This window comes from Brevundimonas sp. (assembly GCF_004210735.1).
Lineage (GTDB): Bacteria > Pseudomonadota > Alphaproteobacteria > Caulobacterales > Caulobacteraceae > Brevundimonas.
Genome location: NZ_SDZL01000024.1, coordinates 13,030 through 28,701 on the forward strand (window position 1 = coordinate 13,030; position 15,672 = coordinate 28,701).

Annotated in this window: 14 protein-coding genes; 9 read left to right on the plus strand and 5 right to left on the minus strand. The window is 66.8% G+C overall.

Annotation, left to right across the window (positions count from 1 at the left end; translation table 11 throughout):
- Nucleotides 1-97: 97 nt before the first annotated feature.
- A complete protein-coding gene (locus EON91_RS07105; RefSeq protein WP_292092870.1) occupies nt 98-2,839 on the plus strand; it encodes a valine--tRNA ligase in 2,742 nt (913 codons plus the stop codon).
- Nucleotides 2,836-3,567: a TlyA family RNA methyltransferase gene (locus EON91_RS07110; RefSeq protein WP_292092872.1), complete on the plus strand. Its 732-nt coding sequence runs from the start codon at nt 2,836-2,838 to the stop codon at nt 3,565-3,567. The genes EON91_RS07105 and EON91_RS07110 overlap by 4 nt, the downstream gene beginning before the upstream one ends.
- 149 nt (nt 3,568-3,716) lie before the next feature.
- Here the strand turns inward: EON91_RS07110 and EON91_RS07115 are convergent, their stop codons facing one another.
- Nucleotides 3,717-4,316, minus strand: a complete 600-nt coding sequence (locus EON91_RS07115; RefSeq protein ID WP_292092874.1) for a glycine zipper 2TM domain-containing protein — start codon at nt 4,314-4,316, stop codon at nt 3,717-3,719.
- 150 nt (nt 4,317-4,466) lie between these two features.
- Here EON91_RS07115 and EON91_RS07120 point away from each other — a divergent pair, with 150 nt between their 5' ends.
- A complete protein-coding gene (locus EON91_RS07120) occupies nt 4,467-5,711 on the plus strand; it encodes a class I SAM-dependent RNA methyltransferase (RefSeq protein ID WP_292092875.1) in 1,245 nt (414 codons plus the stop codon).
- Here the strand turns inward: EON91_RS07120 and EON91_RS07125 are convergent.
- From EON91_RS07125 to EON91_RS07135, 3 genes are all read right to left on the minus strand, one after another.
- Nucleotides 5,708-6,784, minus strand: coding sequence for a PA0069 family radical SAM protein (locus EON91_RS07125; protein ID WP_292092876.1), 1,077 nt, complete (start codon nt 6,782-6,784; stop codon nt 5,708-5,710). The two genes, EON91_RS07120 and EON91_RS07125, sit on opposite strands and share 4 nt — an antisense overlap.
- Nucleotides 6,785-7,124: 340 nt before the next feature.
- Complete coding sequence (cobS, locus tag EON91_RS07130) at nt 7,125-8,129, minus strand: cobaltochelatase subunit CobS (protein WP_292092878.1); 1,005 nt, start codon at nt 8,127-8,129, stop codon at nt 7,125-7,127.
- A 74-nt stretch (nt 8,130-8,203) separates the two neighbouring features.
- Nucleotides 8,204-8,632, minus strand: coding sequence for an organic hydroperoxide resistance protein (locus tag EON91_RS07135; RefSeq protein WP_292092880.1), 429 nt, complete (start codon nt 8,630-8,632; stop codon nt 8,204-8,206).
- A gap of 128 nt (nt 8,633-8,760) precedes the next feature.
- On the opposite strand from EON91_RS07135, the gene EON91_RS07140 reads away from it, so the two are divergent.
- Nucleotides 8,761-9,015, plus strand: coding sequence for a hypothetical protein (locus EON91_RS07140; RefSeq protein ID WP_292092881.1), 255 nt, complete (start codon nt 8,761-8,763; stop codon nt 9,013-9,015).
- Here the strand turns inward: EON91_RS07140 and EON91_RS07145 are convergent.
- On the minus strand, nt 8,993-9,661 hold the full coding sequence (locus EON91_RS07145) for a J domain-containing protein (RefSeq protein ID WP_292092883.1): 669 nt from the start codon (nt 9,659-9,661) through the stop codon (nt 8,993-8,995). The genes EON91_RS07140 and EON91_RS07145 overlap by 23 nt on opposite strands.
- A gap of 45 nt (nt 9,662-9,706) precedes the next feature.
- Here EON91_RS07145 and EON91_RS07150 point away from each other — a divergent pair, with 45 nt between their 5' ends.
- The 5 genes from EON91_RS07150 to EON91_RS07170 all read left to right on the plus strand — a co-directional run bounded on the left by EON91_RS07150 (nt 9,707) and on the right by EON91_RS07170 (nt 15,645).
- Complete coding sequence (locus EON91_RS07150) at nt 9,707-10,003, plus strand: BolA family protein (RefSeq protein WP_292092926.1); 297 nt, start codon at nt 9,707-9,709, stop codon at nt 10,001-10,003.
- A 107-nt stretch (nt 10,004-10,110) separates the two neighbouring features.
- Nucleotides 10,111-11,919 (plus strand): ATP-binding protein, encoded by a 1,809-nt coding sequence (locus tag EON91_RS07155; protein WP_292092885.1) that lies wholly within the window; start codon nt 10,111-10,113, stop codon nt 11,917-11,919.
- Between the two features lie 79 nt (nt 11,920-11,998).
- Nucleotides 11,999-13,681 (plus strand): cisplatin damage response ATP-dependent DNA ligase, encoded by a 1,683-nt coding sequence (locus tag EON91_RS07160; RefSeq protein ID WP_292092887.1) that lies wholly within the window; start codon nt 11,999-12,001, stop codon nt 13,679-13,681.
- 38 nt (nt 13,682-13,719) lie between these two features.
- A complete protein-coding gene (locus EON91_RS07165) occupies nt 13,720-14,622 on the plus strand; it encodes a mechanosensitive ion channel domain-containing protein (RefSeq protein ID WP_292092888.1) in 903 nt (300 codons plus the stop codon).
- A gap of 3 nt (nt 14,623-14,625) precedes the next feature.
- Nucleotides 14,626-15,645 (plus strand): beta-eliminating lyase-related protein, encoded by a 1,020-nt coding sequence (locus tag EON91_RS07170; protein WP_292092891.1) that lies wholly within the window; start codon nt 14,626-14,628, stop codon nt 15,643-15,645.
- Nucleotides 15,646-15,672 lie beyond the last annotated feature (27 nt).

The window sequence follows — 15,672 nt, forward strand, 5'->3', positions numbered from 1 at the left end:
AAGGGCGGCTCCGGCGGGGCCGCCCTTTTGCTTTCAAGAAACCCACCCTCATGCAGCGACGCACCGCGTGCGGAGCGGTAGGGACAAAGAGATGACGATGCTCGAGAAGACCTTCGAACCCCAGGCCGCCGAACCCCGCCTGTACGCCCAGTGGGAAGACAGCGGTCTGTTCGCCCCCCGCGCCGCCCAACCGACTGACGGCGCGGCCGACGCCTATTCGATCGTCATCCCGCCGCCGAACGTGACGGGCTCGCTGCACATCGGTCACGCGCTGAACAACACCTTGCAGGACATTTTGGCGCGCTATCACCGGATGAAGGGCAAAGCCGTGCTGTGGCTGCCCGGCACCGACCACGCGGGCATCGCCACCCAGATGGTGGTCGAGCGCCAGCTGGCCGCAGCGGGCAATGTCGGGCGGCGCGAGATGGGTCGCGACGCCTTTGTCGACAAGGTCTGGGAATGGAAGGCGACCAGCGCCGGCTCGATCCAGAACCAACTGCGGCGCCTGGGCTCGTCCTGCGACTGGTCGCGCGAGCGCTTTACCCTGGATGCGGACCTGCAGGTCGCGGTGCGCAAGGTCTTCGTCAAACTGCATCAGGACGGGCTGATCTATCGCGACAAGCGGCTGGTGAACTGGGACCCGCATTTCCAGACCGCCATTTCGGACCTGGAGGTCGAACAGAAGGAAGTCGACGGCGCCTATTGGCATTTCGCCTACCCGCTGGCCGACGGCGTCACCTATCAGTATCCCGTCGCCTTCAACGAAGAGGGCCAGGCAACCGAGTTCGAGACGCGCGACTACATCGTCGTCGCCACCACCCGGCCCGAGACCATGCTGGGCGACACCGGCGTGGCGGTGCATCCGGAGGATGAGCGGTACAAGGGTCTGGTCGGTCAGTCTGTGACCCTGCCGATCACCGGGCGCCGTATCCCTATCGTCGCCGATGACTACGCCGATCCGACTAAGGGCTCGGGCGCGGTGAAGATCACGCCGGCGCACGATTTCAACGACTTCGGCGTCGGCAAGCGGGCGGGGCTGGACGCCCTGAACGTCATGGACGCCTTCGGCCGCATCACCGCCGCCGATACGCCCGACGTGCCCGCCGAATACGAGGGCATGGACCGCTTCGCCGCGCGCAAGGCCATCGTCGCCCGCGCCGAGGAAGAGGGCTGGCTGAAGGCGATCGAGAAGACCAGGCACATGGTGCCGCACGGCGACCGGTCGGGCGTCGTCATCGAGCCGTGGCTGACGGACCAGTGGTACGTCGATGCCCACACCTTGGCCCAGCCGGCGATCAAGGCGGTGGAGCAGGGCGACACCGTCTTTGAGCCCGCCAGCTATTCGAAGATCTATTTCGAATGGCTGCGCAACATCGAGCCGTGGTGCATTTCGCGCCAGCTGTGGTGGGGTCACCGCATCCCCGCCTGGTATGGCCCGAACGGCGAAATCTATGTCGCCGAAACGGAAGAGGACGCGCGCGAACAGGCGCTGGCCGACTATGATTCCGAGGTCGTCCTGACGCAGGATGAGGACGTTCTGGATACCTGGTTCAGCTCGGCCCTGTGGCCGTTCTCGACCATGGGCTGGCCGAACCAGACCGAGGATCTGGAGCGTTTCTATCCGACCAGCGATCTGGTGACGGCGGCGGACATCATCTTCTTCTGGGTCGCCCGGATGATGATGATGGGCCTGCATTTCATGGACGAAGTCCCGTTCAGGCGGGTCATCATCAATGGCCTGGTCCGCGACGAGAAGGGCCAGAAGATGAGCAAGTCCAAGGGGAACGTCATCGACCCCCTGGGCATCATCGACGAGCTGGGCGCCGATCCGCTGCGCTTCACCATGGCGATCCTGTCGGGCACGCGCGACATCAAGCTGTCGAAGCAGCGCATTGAAGGTTATCGCAATTTTGGCACCAAGCTGTGGAACGCCGCGCGCTTCAGCCAGATGAACGAGGCGAAGCGGGTCGAAGGATTCGACCCCGCGACCGTCCAGCAGACGATCAACCGCTGGATCCGCGGCGAGCTGACCAGGGCCGAACGGCAGGTGTCGCAAGCGATCGAGGGCGGCCGGTTCGACGATGCGGCGGGCGCGCTGTACCGGTTCGTCTGGAACGTGTTCTGCGACTGGTATCTGGAGCTGGCCAAGCCGGTGTTCAACGGTGCGGACGAGGCGGCCAAGGCCGAGACCCGCGCCATGACCGCCTGGACGCTGGACCAGATGCTGAAACTGCTGCACCCGGTCATGCCCTACATCACCGAGGAGCTATGGGCCGAGCTGGGCAAGGAAGGCCCGGCGCGGGAAGGCCTGCTGATCGGCGCCGAATGGCCGGTGCTGCCCGACGCCTTCATCGACGCCTCCGCCGAGGCCGAGATTGGCTGGCTGGTCGATCTGGTGACGGACATCCGTGGCCTGCGCGGCGAGATGAACGTGCCGCCGTCGGCCAAGCCGCCGCTGACCTTCGTCGCGCCGGATGCGGCGACCGGCGCGCAGATTGAGCGGCATCAGGATCTGATCCTGACGCTGGCGCGGGTGTCCGGGATCGCGGTCGCCGACGCTGCGCCAGAGGGGGCGGTGACCATCGTCTCGGGTTCGACCACGGCGGCCCTGTCGCTGGCCGGGATCATCGACCTGACGGCCGAGACGGCGCGTCTGGAGAAGGAGATCGCCGCCTTCGACAGCGATATCGGGCATGTGAACAAGAAGCTGGGTAACCCCAATTTCGTCGCCCGCGCCGCGCCGGAAGTGGTCGACGAACAGCGCGAGAAACTGGCCGAAGCCGAGGCGGGCAAGGCGCGCCTGGAATCGGCGCTGGCTCGTCTGAGCGCCATCGGGTGAAGACGCGCGCCGACCAGTTGCTGGTCGCGCGCGGCCTGTTCGACACCCGCGCCCGCGCCCGCGCCGCCATCGAGGCGGGGCGGGTGACGGCGAACGGGCGCACGGTGGCCAAGCCGTCGGAAGAGATCGCCGACGACGCGGTGATCGAGGCCGAGCCCGCCCACCGCTGGGTCGGGCGCGGGGCGTTGAAGCTGGACCACGCCCTGACTCTGTGGCCCGTCGCGGTCGAGGGGCGGGTGGTGCTGGACGTCGGCGCCTCGACCGGCGGATTCACCGAGGTGTGCCTGGATCGTGGCGCGGCCAGGGTGTTTGCCGTCGATGTCGGCTTTGGCCAGATGCATCCGAAGGTGGCGGCCGATCACCGGGCCGTGAACCTGGAGCGCACCGATGCGCGAGACCTGACCAGCGATCTCATCGACCACGCGCCGGGCCTGATCGTCTGCGACGCCAGCTTCATCAGCCTGTCCAAGGTGCTGCCGGCGGCCCTGGCCCTGGCGGGGCCGGGGACGGACCTGGTGACGCTGGTGAAGCCGCAGTTCGAGGCCGAGGGGCCGGGGTCGGTCGGCAAGAAGGGCGTGGTCAAGGACGCCGAAGCGCATGTCACCGCCGTGCGCCGAGTCCGCGACTGGCTGGAAGCCGAGGGCTGGGCCGTTCAGGCCGAGGCCGAAAGCCCGATCACGGGCGGCGATGGGAACGTCGAGTTCCTGATATGGGCCCGCAGAGACTAACAGGCCTCAAGTAGCGCGAAGCGCGGCAGGCCCCTCAAACATGCCTCAAGTAGCGCAAGGCGCGTTAGGCCCCTCACGAAGAGAAACCGCCGAAGGATTGCTCCTCCGGCGGTTCCCGTCACGTCGTCGATCGACAGGGGGGCTGAAAATTAATCGACGACGCGATAGCGGCCGTATTCGTCCGGGCAGGTCCGCACATAGCGGCTCTCGGTCCGGCCGTCCGGCAGGCGGATGGTGCTCTCGGCGAGGCGGCATCCGTCCGTGTTCTGATAGTTGGTCTCGCGCGGCGGGTAGGTGTAGTCGCGCTCGGGATAACGGTCATAGCGGTCGTCATAGCGCGGCTCTTCGTAGGCCGGCGGAGGCGGGGCGTAGGCGGTGTCGTAGCGATCGTAGCCGCCCTCGTACCGCTGGGTCTGGCAGGCGGCCGAGGAGTTGCCGACGCCGGCGCCGATGGCCGCGCCCAGGACGCCGCCCAGGACCGAACCTTCGGTGCGACGGCCGCGTGCGGCCATTTGCGAACCCGCCACGGCGCCGATCGCGGCGCCCAGCAGGCCGCCTGTCGTGCCACGTTGCGTTTTATCGCGGGCGCAGGGGTCGTAATAGGACTGGTTGTAGCCATTGCTGTAGCCGTGGCTGGTGTAGGGATAGGAACCGTACGACTGGGCGTTGGCGCCCGCGGGCAGGGCCATGGCGCCGGTCAGGGCCAGGGCGACGACGGCGGCGGCGTTGCGCGACTTGGAACCGATCATTCTCTCATCCTCCGCGACAGTCCGGCTCGTCGTGGCGCGGTCCCCTGTCTGTGAGACAAGGATTAGGTGAACCAAGCTGAACGGCTTTTGATCGGGGCGTTCATGTTCGTTCATGTTTCTTGCGCGGCCAAGGAAGGCTAGAAGCCGCCCATGCCGCAGATATTGACCATCGCCCGCATGGGCCATCAGGGCGACGGGATCGCCGAGACGCCGGGCGGACTGGTGTTCGTGCTGGGCGCCCTGCCGGGCGAGGTCGTCGCGGCCGAGGTCACGGACGGGCGCGCCGAAGCGTTCGACATCGTAGAAGCCAGTCCGGACCGGCGCCCGATCCATTCCGAGGCCTATGCCGAATGCGGTGTCGCGCCGCTTCAGCACTGGGCGGATGAACCGTATCTGGCGTGGAAGCGTGATCTGGTGATCCAGACGCTGGCCCGCGAAGGGATCGAGACCGAGGTCGAGGCGACGGTGGCGACGCCGCCGGCCAGCCGTCGTCGCCTGGCGCTGCATGCGCGCAGCGGACCGAACGGGCGGGTGTTGCTGGGTTTCAAGGCGCGCCGGTCGTGGCGTCTGGTGGAGCTGACGGATTGCCCGGTGTCGGACCCGCGCCTGACGGCGGCCCTGCCGGCGCTGGCCCGGATCGCTGCGCCGTTCCTGGGGCATCCGAAATCGGCGCCGACGCTGCATGTCACGATCACGGACACCGGGCTGGACGTCGATGTGACCGGTGTGGAGAAGCGCAGTGGGGGCCTGACCGCTGACCAGACGACGCTCGCTATCGCGGCGGCGGTCGATGCCGATCTGGCGCGGTTGAGCCTGGACGGGGATACACTGGTGATGGCGCGCCAGCCGCGCGTGACGTTCGGACGGGCCAGCGTGCCGATCCCGGCGGGCGGATTCCTGCAGGCGTCGCCAGCGGCCGAGGCGGCCATGGTCGAACGGGCGGTCGCGGCGGTGAAGGGCGTGAAGAAGGTCGCCGATCTGTTCTGCGGCGCCGGGACCTTCACCTTCCCGCTGGCCGAGGTCGCGGCGGTGACGGCGGCCGATTCCTCGGCGGCCTCGATCGCGGGATTGAAGGCCGGGATCGGCACGGCCAAGGGGTTGAAGTCCATCGAGGCGCAGGCGCGAGATCTGTTCCGGCGGCCGCTGTCGCCGTACGATCTGAAGGGGTGCGAGGCCATCGTCATCGACCCGCCTCGCGCCGGCGCGCTGGAACAGACCCAGCAACTGGCCGGGACCAAGGCGGGGGTGGTGGTCGGCGTGTCGTGCAATCCCAGCACCTTCGCCCGCGATGCTCGCGTGCTGATCGACGCCGGCTTCAGGCTGGAAAAGGTCACGCCCATCGATCAGTTCCTGTGGTCGACCCATGTGGAACTGGTGGGGGTGTTCCGCCGCTAGGCCGCATCGAACAGGTCCAACTGCGTCTTCATGTCGGGCGGGACACGGAACCGGGTGATGTCGAGGGGCGTGCGAGGGGTGTCGAGGCCGTAGCGTTTGATGGCGGCCTTGAAGCGGGTGGCCAGCAGGTCGGCGATGGGGCCGGTTCCCTTCATGCGCTGGGACCAGTCGGGGTCGTAGTCGCGGCCGCCGCGCGTCTGGCGGACCAGGGACATGACGCGGGCGGCGCGGTCGGGGCGGGCGTTGGCCAGCCATTCGCGGAACAGATCCTTGATCTCAAGCGGCAGGCGCAGGGTGACGTACATGGCGCTGGTGGCACCGGCCTTGGCCGCGGCCTCGAGCACCGCTTCCATCTCGTGGTCGTTCAGGCCGGGGATGACGGGGGCGAAGCCGACGCCGACGGGCACGCCGGCGTCGGCCAGGCGGCTGATCGCCTCAAGCCGTTTGGCGGGGGTCGAGGCGCGCGGCTCCATCGCCCGGGCCAGCTTGCGGTCCAGGGTGGTGATCGAGACATAGGCCGAGCACAGGCCATCGCGACCCATCGGCCCCAGGATGTCGGCGTCGCGGGCGATCAGCACCGATTTGGTGATGATGCTGAAGGGCTGTCTGAACCGCTGCATCACCTCCAGGATAGAGCGGGTCGATTTCGTCTCGCGCTCGATCGGCTGATAGGGGTCGGTGTTGCCACCTATGTGGATGCGTTTGCAGACATATCGGGGCTTTGCGAGCTCCTGTTCCAGCAGACGCGCGGCCTCGGGCTTGAAGAAGATCCGGCTCTCGAAATCCAGGCCCGGGGATAGGCCCATCCAGGCATGGGACGGACGGGCGTAGCAGTAGATGCAGCCATGTTCGCAGCCCTTGTAAGGGTTGATGGAGCGGTCGAAGCCAACGTCCGGACTGTCGTTCCGGGCGATGATGGTGCGGGCCCGCTCGCCCGTCAGGGTGGTGCGCAGGGGCGGGGCGTCCTGATCGTCGCCCGTCCATCCGTCGTCGAACGTCTCATGCACGACCGGTTCGTACCGGCCCGAAGCGTTCGATCGTGCGCCACGACCTTTTGCTGTTGCGGCTCCCATGGATTGGAAGATGTTCCGGAAAACGGAACAAAGCAAGAACAAAATGGGTGGGAGGTTTCTGGTGGGTCGGACCTGATCACCTAGCCCTCCCCACCCGGTCGCTGCGCGACCACCCTCCCCGTGAAGGAGAGGCGGACCCGAAAAGAGGGTCTGAATAGTCTGATTAGTCTGAAAACGGCCGGACCCGTGGATGATGGCCGCATTGCGGGGCAGGGCGGGTCGAAAGGCGCGGGCGAGCGCGCGGGCTTTGAAAACGCGACACTTTCCAGCGCCAGTCATCATGAGGCGCTGCGACGCCTCATCTTGCCTGCCGCCCCCGCAAGGGGAGGCGGGAGACGGGTCAGCCGACCTTTACGCGGGTGGCGGCTTCGGGGAGGTCTTCGCCGAAGGCGCGCTGGTAGAATTCGGCGATGGTCGGGCGTTCCAGCTCGTCACACTTGTTCAGGAAGGTCAGGCGGAAGCCCAGGGCCACGTCGCCGCCGAAGATGATGGCGTTCTGGGCCCAGGTGATGACCGTGCGCGGCGACATGACGGTGGAGATGTCGCCGTTCATGAAGGCGTTGCGGGTCATGTCGGCGACGCGGACCATGGCGGCGATGCGGCGGTGGCCCTCGGCGTTGTCCCACTCGGGCACCTTGGCCGCGACGATGTCCGCTTCGACGTCGTGATCGAGGTAGTTGAGCGTGGTCACGATGTTCCAGCGGTCCATCTGACCCTGATTGATCTGCTGGGTGCCGTGATACAGGCCCGAGGTGTCGCCCAGACCGATGGTGTTGGTGGTCGAGAACAGGCGGAACCAACGGTTCGGGCGGATGACCCGGTTCTGGTCCAGCAGGGTCAGGCGGCCCTGCGCCTCAAGCACGCGCTGGATCACGAACATCACATCGGGGCGGCCGGCGTCATATTCGTCGAACACCAGGGCGATGGGGCGTTGCAGCGCCCAGGGCAGCATGCCTTCGCGGAATTCGGTGACCTGTTTGCCGTCTTTCAGGACGATGGCGTCCTTGCCCACCAGGTCGATCCGCGAGACGTGGCTGTCAAGGTTCACACGGACCAGCGGCCAGTTCAGGCGGGCGGCGACCTGTTCGATGTGGGTCGACTTGCCGGTGCCGTGATAGCCCTGAACCATGACGCGGCGGTCAAAGGCGAAGCCGGCGCAGATGGCCAAGGTCGTCTGGGGATCGAAGCGATAGGCCTCGTCGATCTCGGGCACATGACTGTCGCGCGTGTCGAAGGCGGGCACGACCATGTCGGAATCGACGCCGAACGCCTCCCTGACCGTCACCTTGCGGTGCGGTTCCAGCGTCATCAGGGGATCGGGCGTGGCGTCGAGCGGAGAGGTCATGTCCACCCTCTAGAACCGCCGCGCGCGCGGCTCAACACACGCGCGGCGTTCAGGCGCAGTTATTCGGCGCTCAGTCACTCCGCCGACAGGGCCACGTCGACGTTGCCGCGCGTGGCGTTGGAATAGGGGCAGACTTGGTGCGCCTTCTGGATCAGGTCGTCGATCACCGCCTGATCAAGGCCGTGGTCGGTGATCTTGAGCGCGATATCCAGGTTAAAGCCTTCGCCGCGCGTGTTCTTGCCGAAGCCGACGGTGGAATGGACGCGGGTGTCCGGCCCCACAGGCGCGCCGGCCTTGCCCGAGACCAGTCGAAGGGCGCCCAGGTAGCAGGCGGCGTAACCGGTAGCGAACAGCTGTTCCGGGTTGGTCCCGTCGCCGCCCTTGCCGCCTATTTCCGTGGGAACGGACAGGCGCACGTCGATCTTGCCGTCGTCGGTGGCCGAGCGGCCTTCGTCACGGCCGCCGCCGGATGCGGTGGCGTGGGCGCGGTAGAGGACTTCCATCGTCGATCTCCTGTTTGGTGCAGCCCTGATGTGGGCGCCCGTCTCGCGATAACAACCGATGTGATTCGCCTGTTCGGCGAGCGGGGATTAGGATTGCGTAATCAACCTCCCGTCGGGGGAGAACGACGATGCGACCGCAGTATTTCTGCTACGTCTACGATCTGCCTGAAGCCACGCCGCTGATGTTCCCACTTGAGGCGGACACGCTGCCGGACGCCGTCAGCGAGGCGCGGCAGATGATTTCCGATGACCGGTCGCACCCGGCCTTCGCCGAGATATGGGATGGTCTGAAGGACAGCGTTGTAACGCGTGTCGAGCCGCCCATCCCGGAACCGACACCGCCCGGTCTTTTGCGTAGCCTCAGGCGAGCCCGGCTTTCCTGAGCGTCTTCCAGGCCTTGATAACCCGCTGAAGCTTGGCCTCGGCGCCGCGGTCACCACCGTTGGTGTCGGGGTGGAAGCGTTTCAGCATCTCGTGATAGCTGGCCTTGATGGCCGCCTTGTCGGCGCCCGGCTCAAGACCCAGGTCGCTCAGGGCGGTGCGCTCCAGCTTACCGATGCGGCGATCTTCGGGGACTGCGGCGGCGGCCTCGCGCGTGCGGCGACCGAACAGGCCGAAGCTGTCGCGCCATGAGCCCGCGCCCGTATTGTTGGCCGTGCCGAACTTGGCGGCGAAGGCGGCGGCCTCACGCGTGTTCTTGCCCGCCTTCATTTCCCAGGTCGGGCGACCGCCGGTCATGGCCTCGTTTTCCTGGGCGGCGCGGACTTCGCCCTCGCTCATGCCAGCGTAGAAGTTCCAGCCCTTGTTGTATTCGCCTGCGTGACCCTGACAGAAGTCGTAAAAGTCGCCGATGCGTTCGCGTGACTTGGGCGCACGGGCAGTGGCGGGCCGGCGGCAGTCAGGCCACTGGCACGGCTTCTCGCCCGGCTTGAGGTGCAGGACATCAGCCTGCGCCGCTTCCTCTTCGGGCTTCGGAGGCTTCACACGAATGTCGGTGAAGCGCGGCTTGTATTGAAACGACGCGGCCATCATCCGAAGTGTAAGGCTGATTTGGACCTCATCAAGGAACAGCGCATGTCAGAAGGCCCCATAGCGACGATTATCCGCAAAAAACTGACGGATGCGTTCGCGCCGCAACGGCTGGAGCTGGAAGATGACAGCTGGCGGCATGCCGGCCACCACCATGAAGGCGGGATGGACGCCCAACCGGGGGGCGAGAGTCACTTCAACCTGATGATCGTGTCGGATGCGTTCGCCGGGCAGGGCAGGCTGGCGCGCCAGCGAGCGGTCAACGCCGCGCTGAGAGAAGAACTGGCGGGGCCGGTGCATGCGCTGTCGATCCGGGCCCTGACGAAAGACGAGGCAGGCTGACTGTCCCAAACTGGACAACCGTCGGTTTGTAAACGGGTGCTGTGTTCACACCCTCTTAGAACCTTTGACGATAGCGTGACGCTGGGGACAACGGATCGGAGTGGGGGATGGTCGAGTCCGACAGCATCGCGGGCGCGCTGAAAGAGCAGCGTCCCGGCGAAGCCGCGCAGGCTTTGCGCGCGATCTTGCAGACGCAGTATCTCCGCTATCTGATCATCGCCAGCTGGGCGATCGGCGTGCTGGGCACCCTGGGCTGGCAGGTCGCCGGTCTGTGGTTCGTGGCGACCATGCTGGCGGGCTCACTGCGGGGCGCGGTCGAGCGCCGGGTCAGCCAGCGTGTCGGCACGGGCTGGGGCCTGATCTTCCCTGCGGTCGCGACGGTGACCACCGCTGTCTGGGCCGTCGCGCCGTTGCTGGCCTGGTATTCCAGCGCTCCGTTTGGTCAGGCGCTGGCCGTGGCCCTGCTGATTTCCGGCTATGTCCTGGTGTTTGGCCAGTTGCGCAGTTCTCCGCGTCAGGCCGTGGTGGTGTCATCGCCTTACACGCTGGTCACGGCGATCATTCTGCTGAGCCAGTGGGGCACGCCGACATTCTGGTCGTTGCTGACCCTGATCCCGTTCACGGGCGGCGGCATCATCGTCATGGTGATGATGACCATGCTGCGCGAGGAACGCATCCGCGCCTTCCAGGAGCATCAGTCCCATCTGATCGGCGAGCTGGAGGCCGCCCGCGACCGGGCGAACGCCGCCAACGACGCCAAGTCGAACTTCCTGGGCGTCATCTCGCACGAACTGCGCACCCCAATGAACGGCGTCCTGGGCGCGGCGCAGTTGCTGAGCGCGACCCGGCTGGAGACGACCCAGCGCGAATATCTGTCGATCATTCGCAATTCGGGTGACAACCTGCTGAGCCTGCTCAACGACATCCTGGACATGACCAAGATCGAGGCGGGCAAGATGACCTTCGAGGTCGTCGACGTAGCGATCGCGGACCTGCAAAAGCGCGTGACCGGCCCGTTCGAGGCCCAGGCCCAGGCCAAGGGACTGGATTTCGTCGCCGAGTTCGAGGGCGATGTGCCGGCGGTGGTGCGCGGTGATCCGTTGCGCGTCTGCCAGGTGATCCAGAACCTGCTGTCGAACGCCGTCAAATTCACCGAGGCTGGCGTCATTCGCTATGTCGTGCGGGGCGAGAAGATCGCCGAGCGCCGCGTGCGTTTCGATTTCGAGGTGACGGACAGCGGCGCCGGGATCGCGCCGAACGATCTTGAGCAGTTGTTCCAGCCCTTCACCCAGTTGGACGCCTCGTCCACGCGCCGGTTCGGCGGAACGGGTCTGGGCCTGACCATCGCGCGGCGCATGGCCAATATTATGGGCGGGGACATCACCGTGCGCTCCAGCCTGGGCGTCGGCTCGACCTTCACCGTAAGCCTGGAGGCCGAGGTGGTCGAATGGGCCCGGGCCGAGGTGACGGCCGATGTCGCCGCCAAAGCCGACGAGAACCCTTGCCTGAACGTGCTGGTGGTCGAGGATCACCCCGTCAACCGCATGATCATCGAGGCGTGGATGGGGTCGGCCGGTCACCGGGTGCAGACCGCAGAACACGGCCAGTTCGCCGTCGAGATGGCCGAGCAGCAGGCGTTCGACGTCATCCTGATGGATGTGAATATGCCGGTGATGGACGGCCTGACCGCGACGCGCATCATTCGCGATCAGCCGGGAGCTAACCGGGACACGCCGATCGTCGTACTGTCCGCCTCGGCGCGGACAGAAGACCATGACGCGGGCATGGAGGCGGGCGCCGACGCCTATTTGAACAAGCCGATCGACTTTGCGGCTCTGGCGGATGTCATGGGGCGGGTCGGCGGGGGACGGACCGGTCTGAGGTGTGGTCTGGTCAAGGACGCCGTCGCGGCCTGAACTGCGTCATCGGGCGCCAGGTCCGGGAAACCGGGGCCGTTTCATCCGTTAGGCTTCGGACGCTGCCGCCCGGAGCCTTATGCGCGCCTTCGCCGAACTGCTGGATCGCCTGTCGCTGACAGCCTCGCGCAACGCCAAGCTGGTGCTGCTGCGGGACTATCTGCGCGTCACGCCCGACCCGGATCGCGGTTGGGCGCTAGCGTCGCTGACCGGCGACCTGACCTTCACCGCGGCCAAGCCGGCCATGATCCGCAAGGCGGTCGAGGCGCGGGTCGATAAGGTCCTGTTCGGCTGGTCCTATGACTATGTCGGCGACCTGGCCGAAACGGTGGCGCTGATCTGGCCGCGCGATCCCGACTATCGACCCAATCGCGAGCCGTCGCTGGGCGAGGTGGTGGACACCCTGTCCCAGGCGGGGCGAGGCGAAGTTCCCCTCCTGGTCGAACGCTGGCTGGACGAACTGGAGCCCAAGGGGCGGTGGGCCCTGCTGAAACTGATGACCGGGGGCCTGCGCGTCGGACTGTCGGCGCGGCTGGCCCGCACGGCTGTGGCGATGATGAGGCCTGATACCCTGTCGGAGCCGCCGGATCCGGAGGGTGGTGAAGCGCACAAGGCGCTGGAGCCGGTCTCGGTATCCGACATCGAGGAGATCTGGCACGCGCTGGAGCCACCCTATGCCGACCTGTTCGCCTGGCTGGAGGGCAGGGGAGAACGGCCCAGTGGCGATGCGCCGGGACGGTTTCGTCCGGTCATGCTGGCCGTCGCGCTGGACGAGGCGGTCGATCTGGCCCGGCTGGACCCCGCGGACTATGCGGCCGAATGGAAATGGGACGGCATCCGGGTCCAGGCGGTGCGAGAAGAGGGGCGCGTGCGGCTGTATTCGCGCACGGGGGACGATATCTCGGGCGCCTTTCCTGACGTGCTGGCGGGCCTGACGTTCGAAGGCGCGGTGGACGGCGAACTGCTGGTCTGGCGAGAGGGGACGATTGCGCCGTTCGGGGATCTGCAGCAGCGGCTGAACCGCAAGACGGTTGATCCGAAACTGGTCGCCGCCTATCCGGCCGCGATCCTGGCCTATGACGTGCTGGCACAGGCGGGCGAGGACCTGCGCGCCCTGCCGCTGCGCGATCGCCGAACACGGCTGGAAGCGCTGGTCGCGACAGGAGGCGAGCGGCTGCATCTGTCGCCGATGCTCACGCACGCCAGCTGGGACGAGTTGGCGGCGCTGCGAGCCGATCCGCCGGTGGGGGCGGCGGCCGAGGGACTGATGCTGAAGCGGTGGGACAGCGCCTATGTCGCGGGTCGACCCAAGGGGCCGTGGTTCAAGTGGAAGCGCGATCCGCACGTCATCGATGCGGTGCTGATGTACGCCCAGCGCGGGCATGGAAAGCGCTCCAGCTTCTATTCAGACTACACCTTTGGCGTCTGGACGGACGAAGGGGTGCTGACCCCTGTGGGCAAGGCCTATTTCGGTTTTACTGATGAAGAGCTGAAGCAACTGGACAAGTTCGTGCGCGATCACACCGTCGAACGGTTCGGGCCTGTGCGGTCCGTCCGCGCCGCGCGGGATTTCGGCCTGGTGCTGGAGATCGCGTTCGAGGGCCTGCAGCGCTCGACCCGGCACAAGTCGGGCGTGGCCATGCGCTTTCCGCGCGTCAGCCGCATCCGCTGGGACAAGCCGGCGCGCGAGGCGGATACGCTGGAGGCCGTGCTGGATCTGCTGGACAGGATCGAGCGCGGCGGCGGGCGGGTGACCGCATGACCTCTTCCATTCATCGCCCGAAACGCTAGACCCGAAACATGATCCTGATCGACCTGCAAGACGCCATCGCCGCCGGCGAGAAACGCCTGACCACTGACGCCGTCATCATGGCCAAGGCGGTGGAGTTGCTGGGCGACTTCGCCGTTAATCTGTCCATCGCGATCCTGATCCTGATCGTGACGCTGTTCGTCGCCCGCTGGGCGTCCAGCGCGACCAGACAGGTTCTGGGCCGGGCCCGATCCATGCGGCGGGACCCCACTGTGATCGGCTTTATCGCCCAGGTCGTGCGGGTGGTGGTGATCATCATGGGTTTGATCGCCGTGTTGCAGCGGCTGGGCGTGCAGACGACCTCGATCATTGCGGTGCTGGGCGCCGCGTCGCTGGCGGTCGGTCTGGCCTTGCAGGGCACGCTGTCGAACGTGGCGGCGGGGGTGATGCTGCTGATCCTGCGGCCCTACCGCGTGGGCGAGGTGATCGACGTGGGCGGCGCCTCGGGCACGGTGCAACGGCTGGATCTGTTCACGACCCAGTTGTCGAACGCCAACAACCACAAGATCGTGGTGCCCAACAGCAAGGTGCTGAGCGATGTCATCATCAATCTGACGGGACAGAAGACGCGGCGGATCGAGATTCATTTCAACGTCGGCTATGGCGACGATCTGGGCCGGTCGCGCGACGTGATCGCCGCGGTGGCGCGGGTGCATGACAAGGTGCTGCCTGACCCCGCGCCGTGGACCGGGGTAACGGGTCTGCTGGACAGCTCGGTACAGATCACCCTGCATGCCTGGGTCAAGGCCGGCGACTGGTGGCAGACGCAGGCCGACCTGATGCAGGGCGGCAAGGAGGCGCTGGACGAGGCCGGGATCGAGATTCCGTTCCCGCATCAGGTCGCCGTGCCCTACAGGGAAGACGGCGCGGACGGACGCGTCCTGGAGAACTGAGCCGTGCGTTACGATTTCGGGTCCGACAATACGGCGGGCATGGCCCCGGCGGCGCTGGACGGATTGATCCGGGCCAATGACGGCTTCGCTCGCGCCTATGGCGCCGACGAGGTGTGCGCCCGGGCGGCCGATGCGATCCGCGAGCGGCTGGAGGCCGACGCCGAGATCCGTTTCGTCTTTTCGGGCACGGCGGCCAACGCCATCGCCCTGTCGATGCTGGCCTTTCCGTTCGAGGCGGTGATGGCGCACCACGCGGCCCACGTCTGCACGGATGAAAGCGGGGCGCCGGGATTCTTTGGTCAGGGTGTCGGGTTGATCGGCCTGCCGGGCTTCTCAGGCAAGATCGAGCAGCGGGCGTTGCTGGCTGCGCTGGACGAACCCGAGGTGGCGCATCGCCAGCCGCCGGCGGCCCTGTCGCTGACCCAGTCCACCGAATACGGCACAGTCTATACCGAAGAAGAACTGCGACGCCTGATCGAGCCGGCCAAGGCGCGGGGCTGCGGGGTGCACATGGACGGCGCGCGGCTGGCCAATGCGGTGGCGGCCGGGTTTGACCCCAAGGATATTCCGCGACTGGGCGTCGATGTTCTGGTGTTCGGCGGGGCCAAGGCAGGGGCGAATTGCGCCGAGGCCATCGTGCTGTTCGACAAGAGCCTGGCCCGGCGGCTGGACAACCGGCTGAAACAGGCGGGACAGACCGCGTCCAAGGCGCGCTATCTGGCCGGGCCGATCCTGGGCCTTCTGGAAAGCGGCGCATGGGAGACCGGCGCCGCGCACGCCAATCTGATGGCCCAGCGGCTGGCGGCGGGCGTGACCGGCCAGACCGCGTTCGTGCTGGCGCATCCGGTGGAGTCCAACGCCGTCTTTGTGCGGATGCCGCCGCGCGCGCATGAGCGGCTGAACGAAAAGGGCTGGACCTGCTATCGTTTCGACGACGGTTCGGTGCGGTTCGTCTGTTCGTGGGCGACGACGGAAGAGGCGGTGGACGAACTGATCGCCGCCATGACCGGCTTGGCGGGCTGAAACCGCCCTCGCGGCCTTACGCCCGCC

Excerpts from the sequence above, each read along its gene's own strand:
- EON91_RS07155 (WP_292092885.1), top strand. The coding sequence starts at position 10,111 with ATGGTCGAGTCCGACAGCATCGCGGGCGCGCTGAAAGAGCAGCGTCCC.
- EON91_RS07115 (WP_292092874.1), bottom strand. The coding sequence starts at position 4,316 with ATGATCGGTTCCAAGTCGCGCAACGCCGCCGCCGTCGTCGCCCTGGCC.
- cobS (WP_292092878.1), bottom strand. The coding sequence starts at position 8,129 with ATGACCTCTCCGCTCGACGCCACGCCCGATCCCCTGATGACGCTGGAA.
- EON91_RS07135 (WP_292092880.1), bottom strand. The coding sequence starts at position 8,632 with ATGGAAGTCCTCTACCGCGCCCACGCCACCGCATCCGGCGGCGGCCGT.
- EON91_RS07120 (WP_292092875.1), top strand. The coding sequence starts at position 4,467 with ATGCCGCAGATATTGACCATCGCCCGCATGGGCCATCAGGGCGACGGG.
- EON91_RS07140 (WP_292092881.1), top strand. The coding sequence starts at position 8,761 with ATGCGACCGCAGTATTTCTGCTACGTCTACGATCTGCCTGAAGCCACG.
- EON91_RS07145 (WP_292092883.1), bottom strand. The coding sequence starts at position 9,661 with ATGGCCGCGTCGTTTCAATACAAGCCGCGCTTCACCGACATTCGTGTG.
- EON91_RS07125 (WP_292092876.1), bottom strand. The coding sequence starts at position 6,784 with ATGGGAGCCGCAACAGCAAAAGGTCGTGGCGCACGATCGAACGCTTCG.
- EON91_RS07105 (WP_292092870.1), top strand. The coding sequence starts at position 98 with ATGCTCGAGAAGACCTTCGAACCCCAGGCCGCCGAACCCCGCCTGTAC.
- EON91_RS07160 (WP_292092887.1), top strand. The coding sequence starts at position 11,999 with ATGCGCGCCTTCGCCGAACTGCTGGATCGCCTGTCGCTGACAGCCTCG.
- EON91_RS07150 (WP_292092926.1), top strand. The coding sequence starts at position 9,707 with ATGTCAGAAGGCCCCATAGCGACGATTATCCGCAAAAAACTGACGGAT.
- EON91_RS07165 (WP_292092888.1), top strand. The coding sequence starts at position 13,720 with ATGATCCTGATCGACCTGCAAGACGCCATCGCCGCCGGCGAGAAACGC.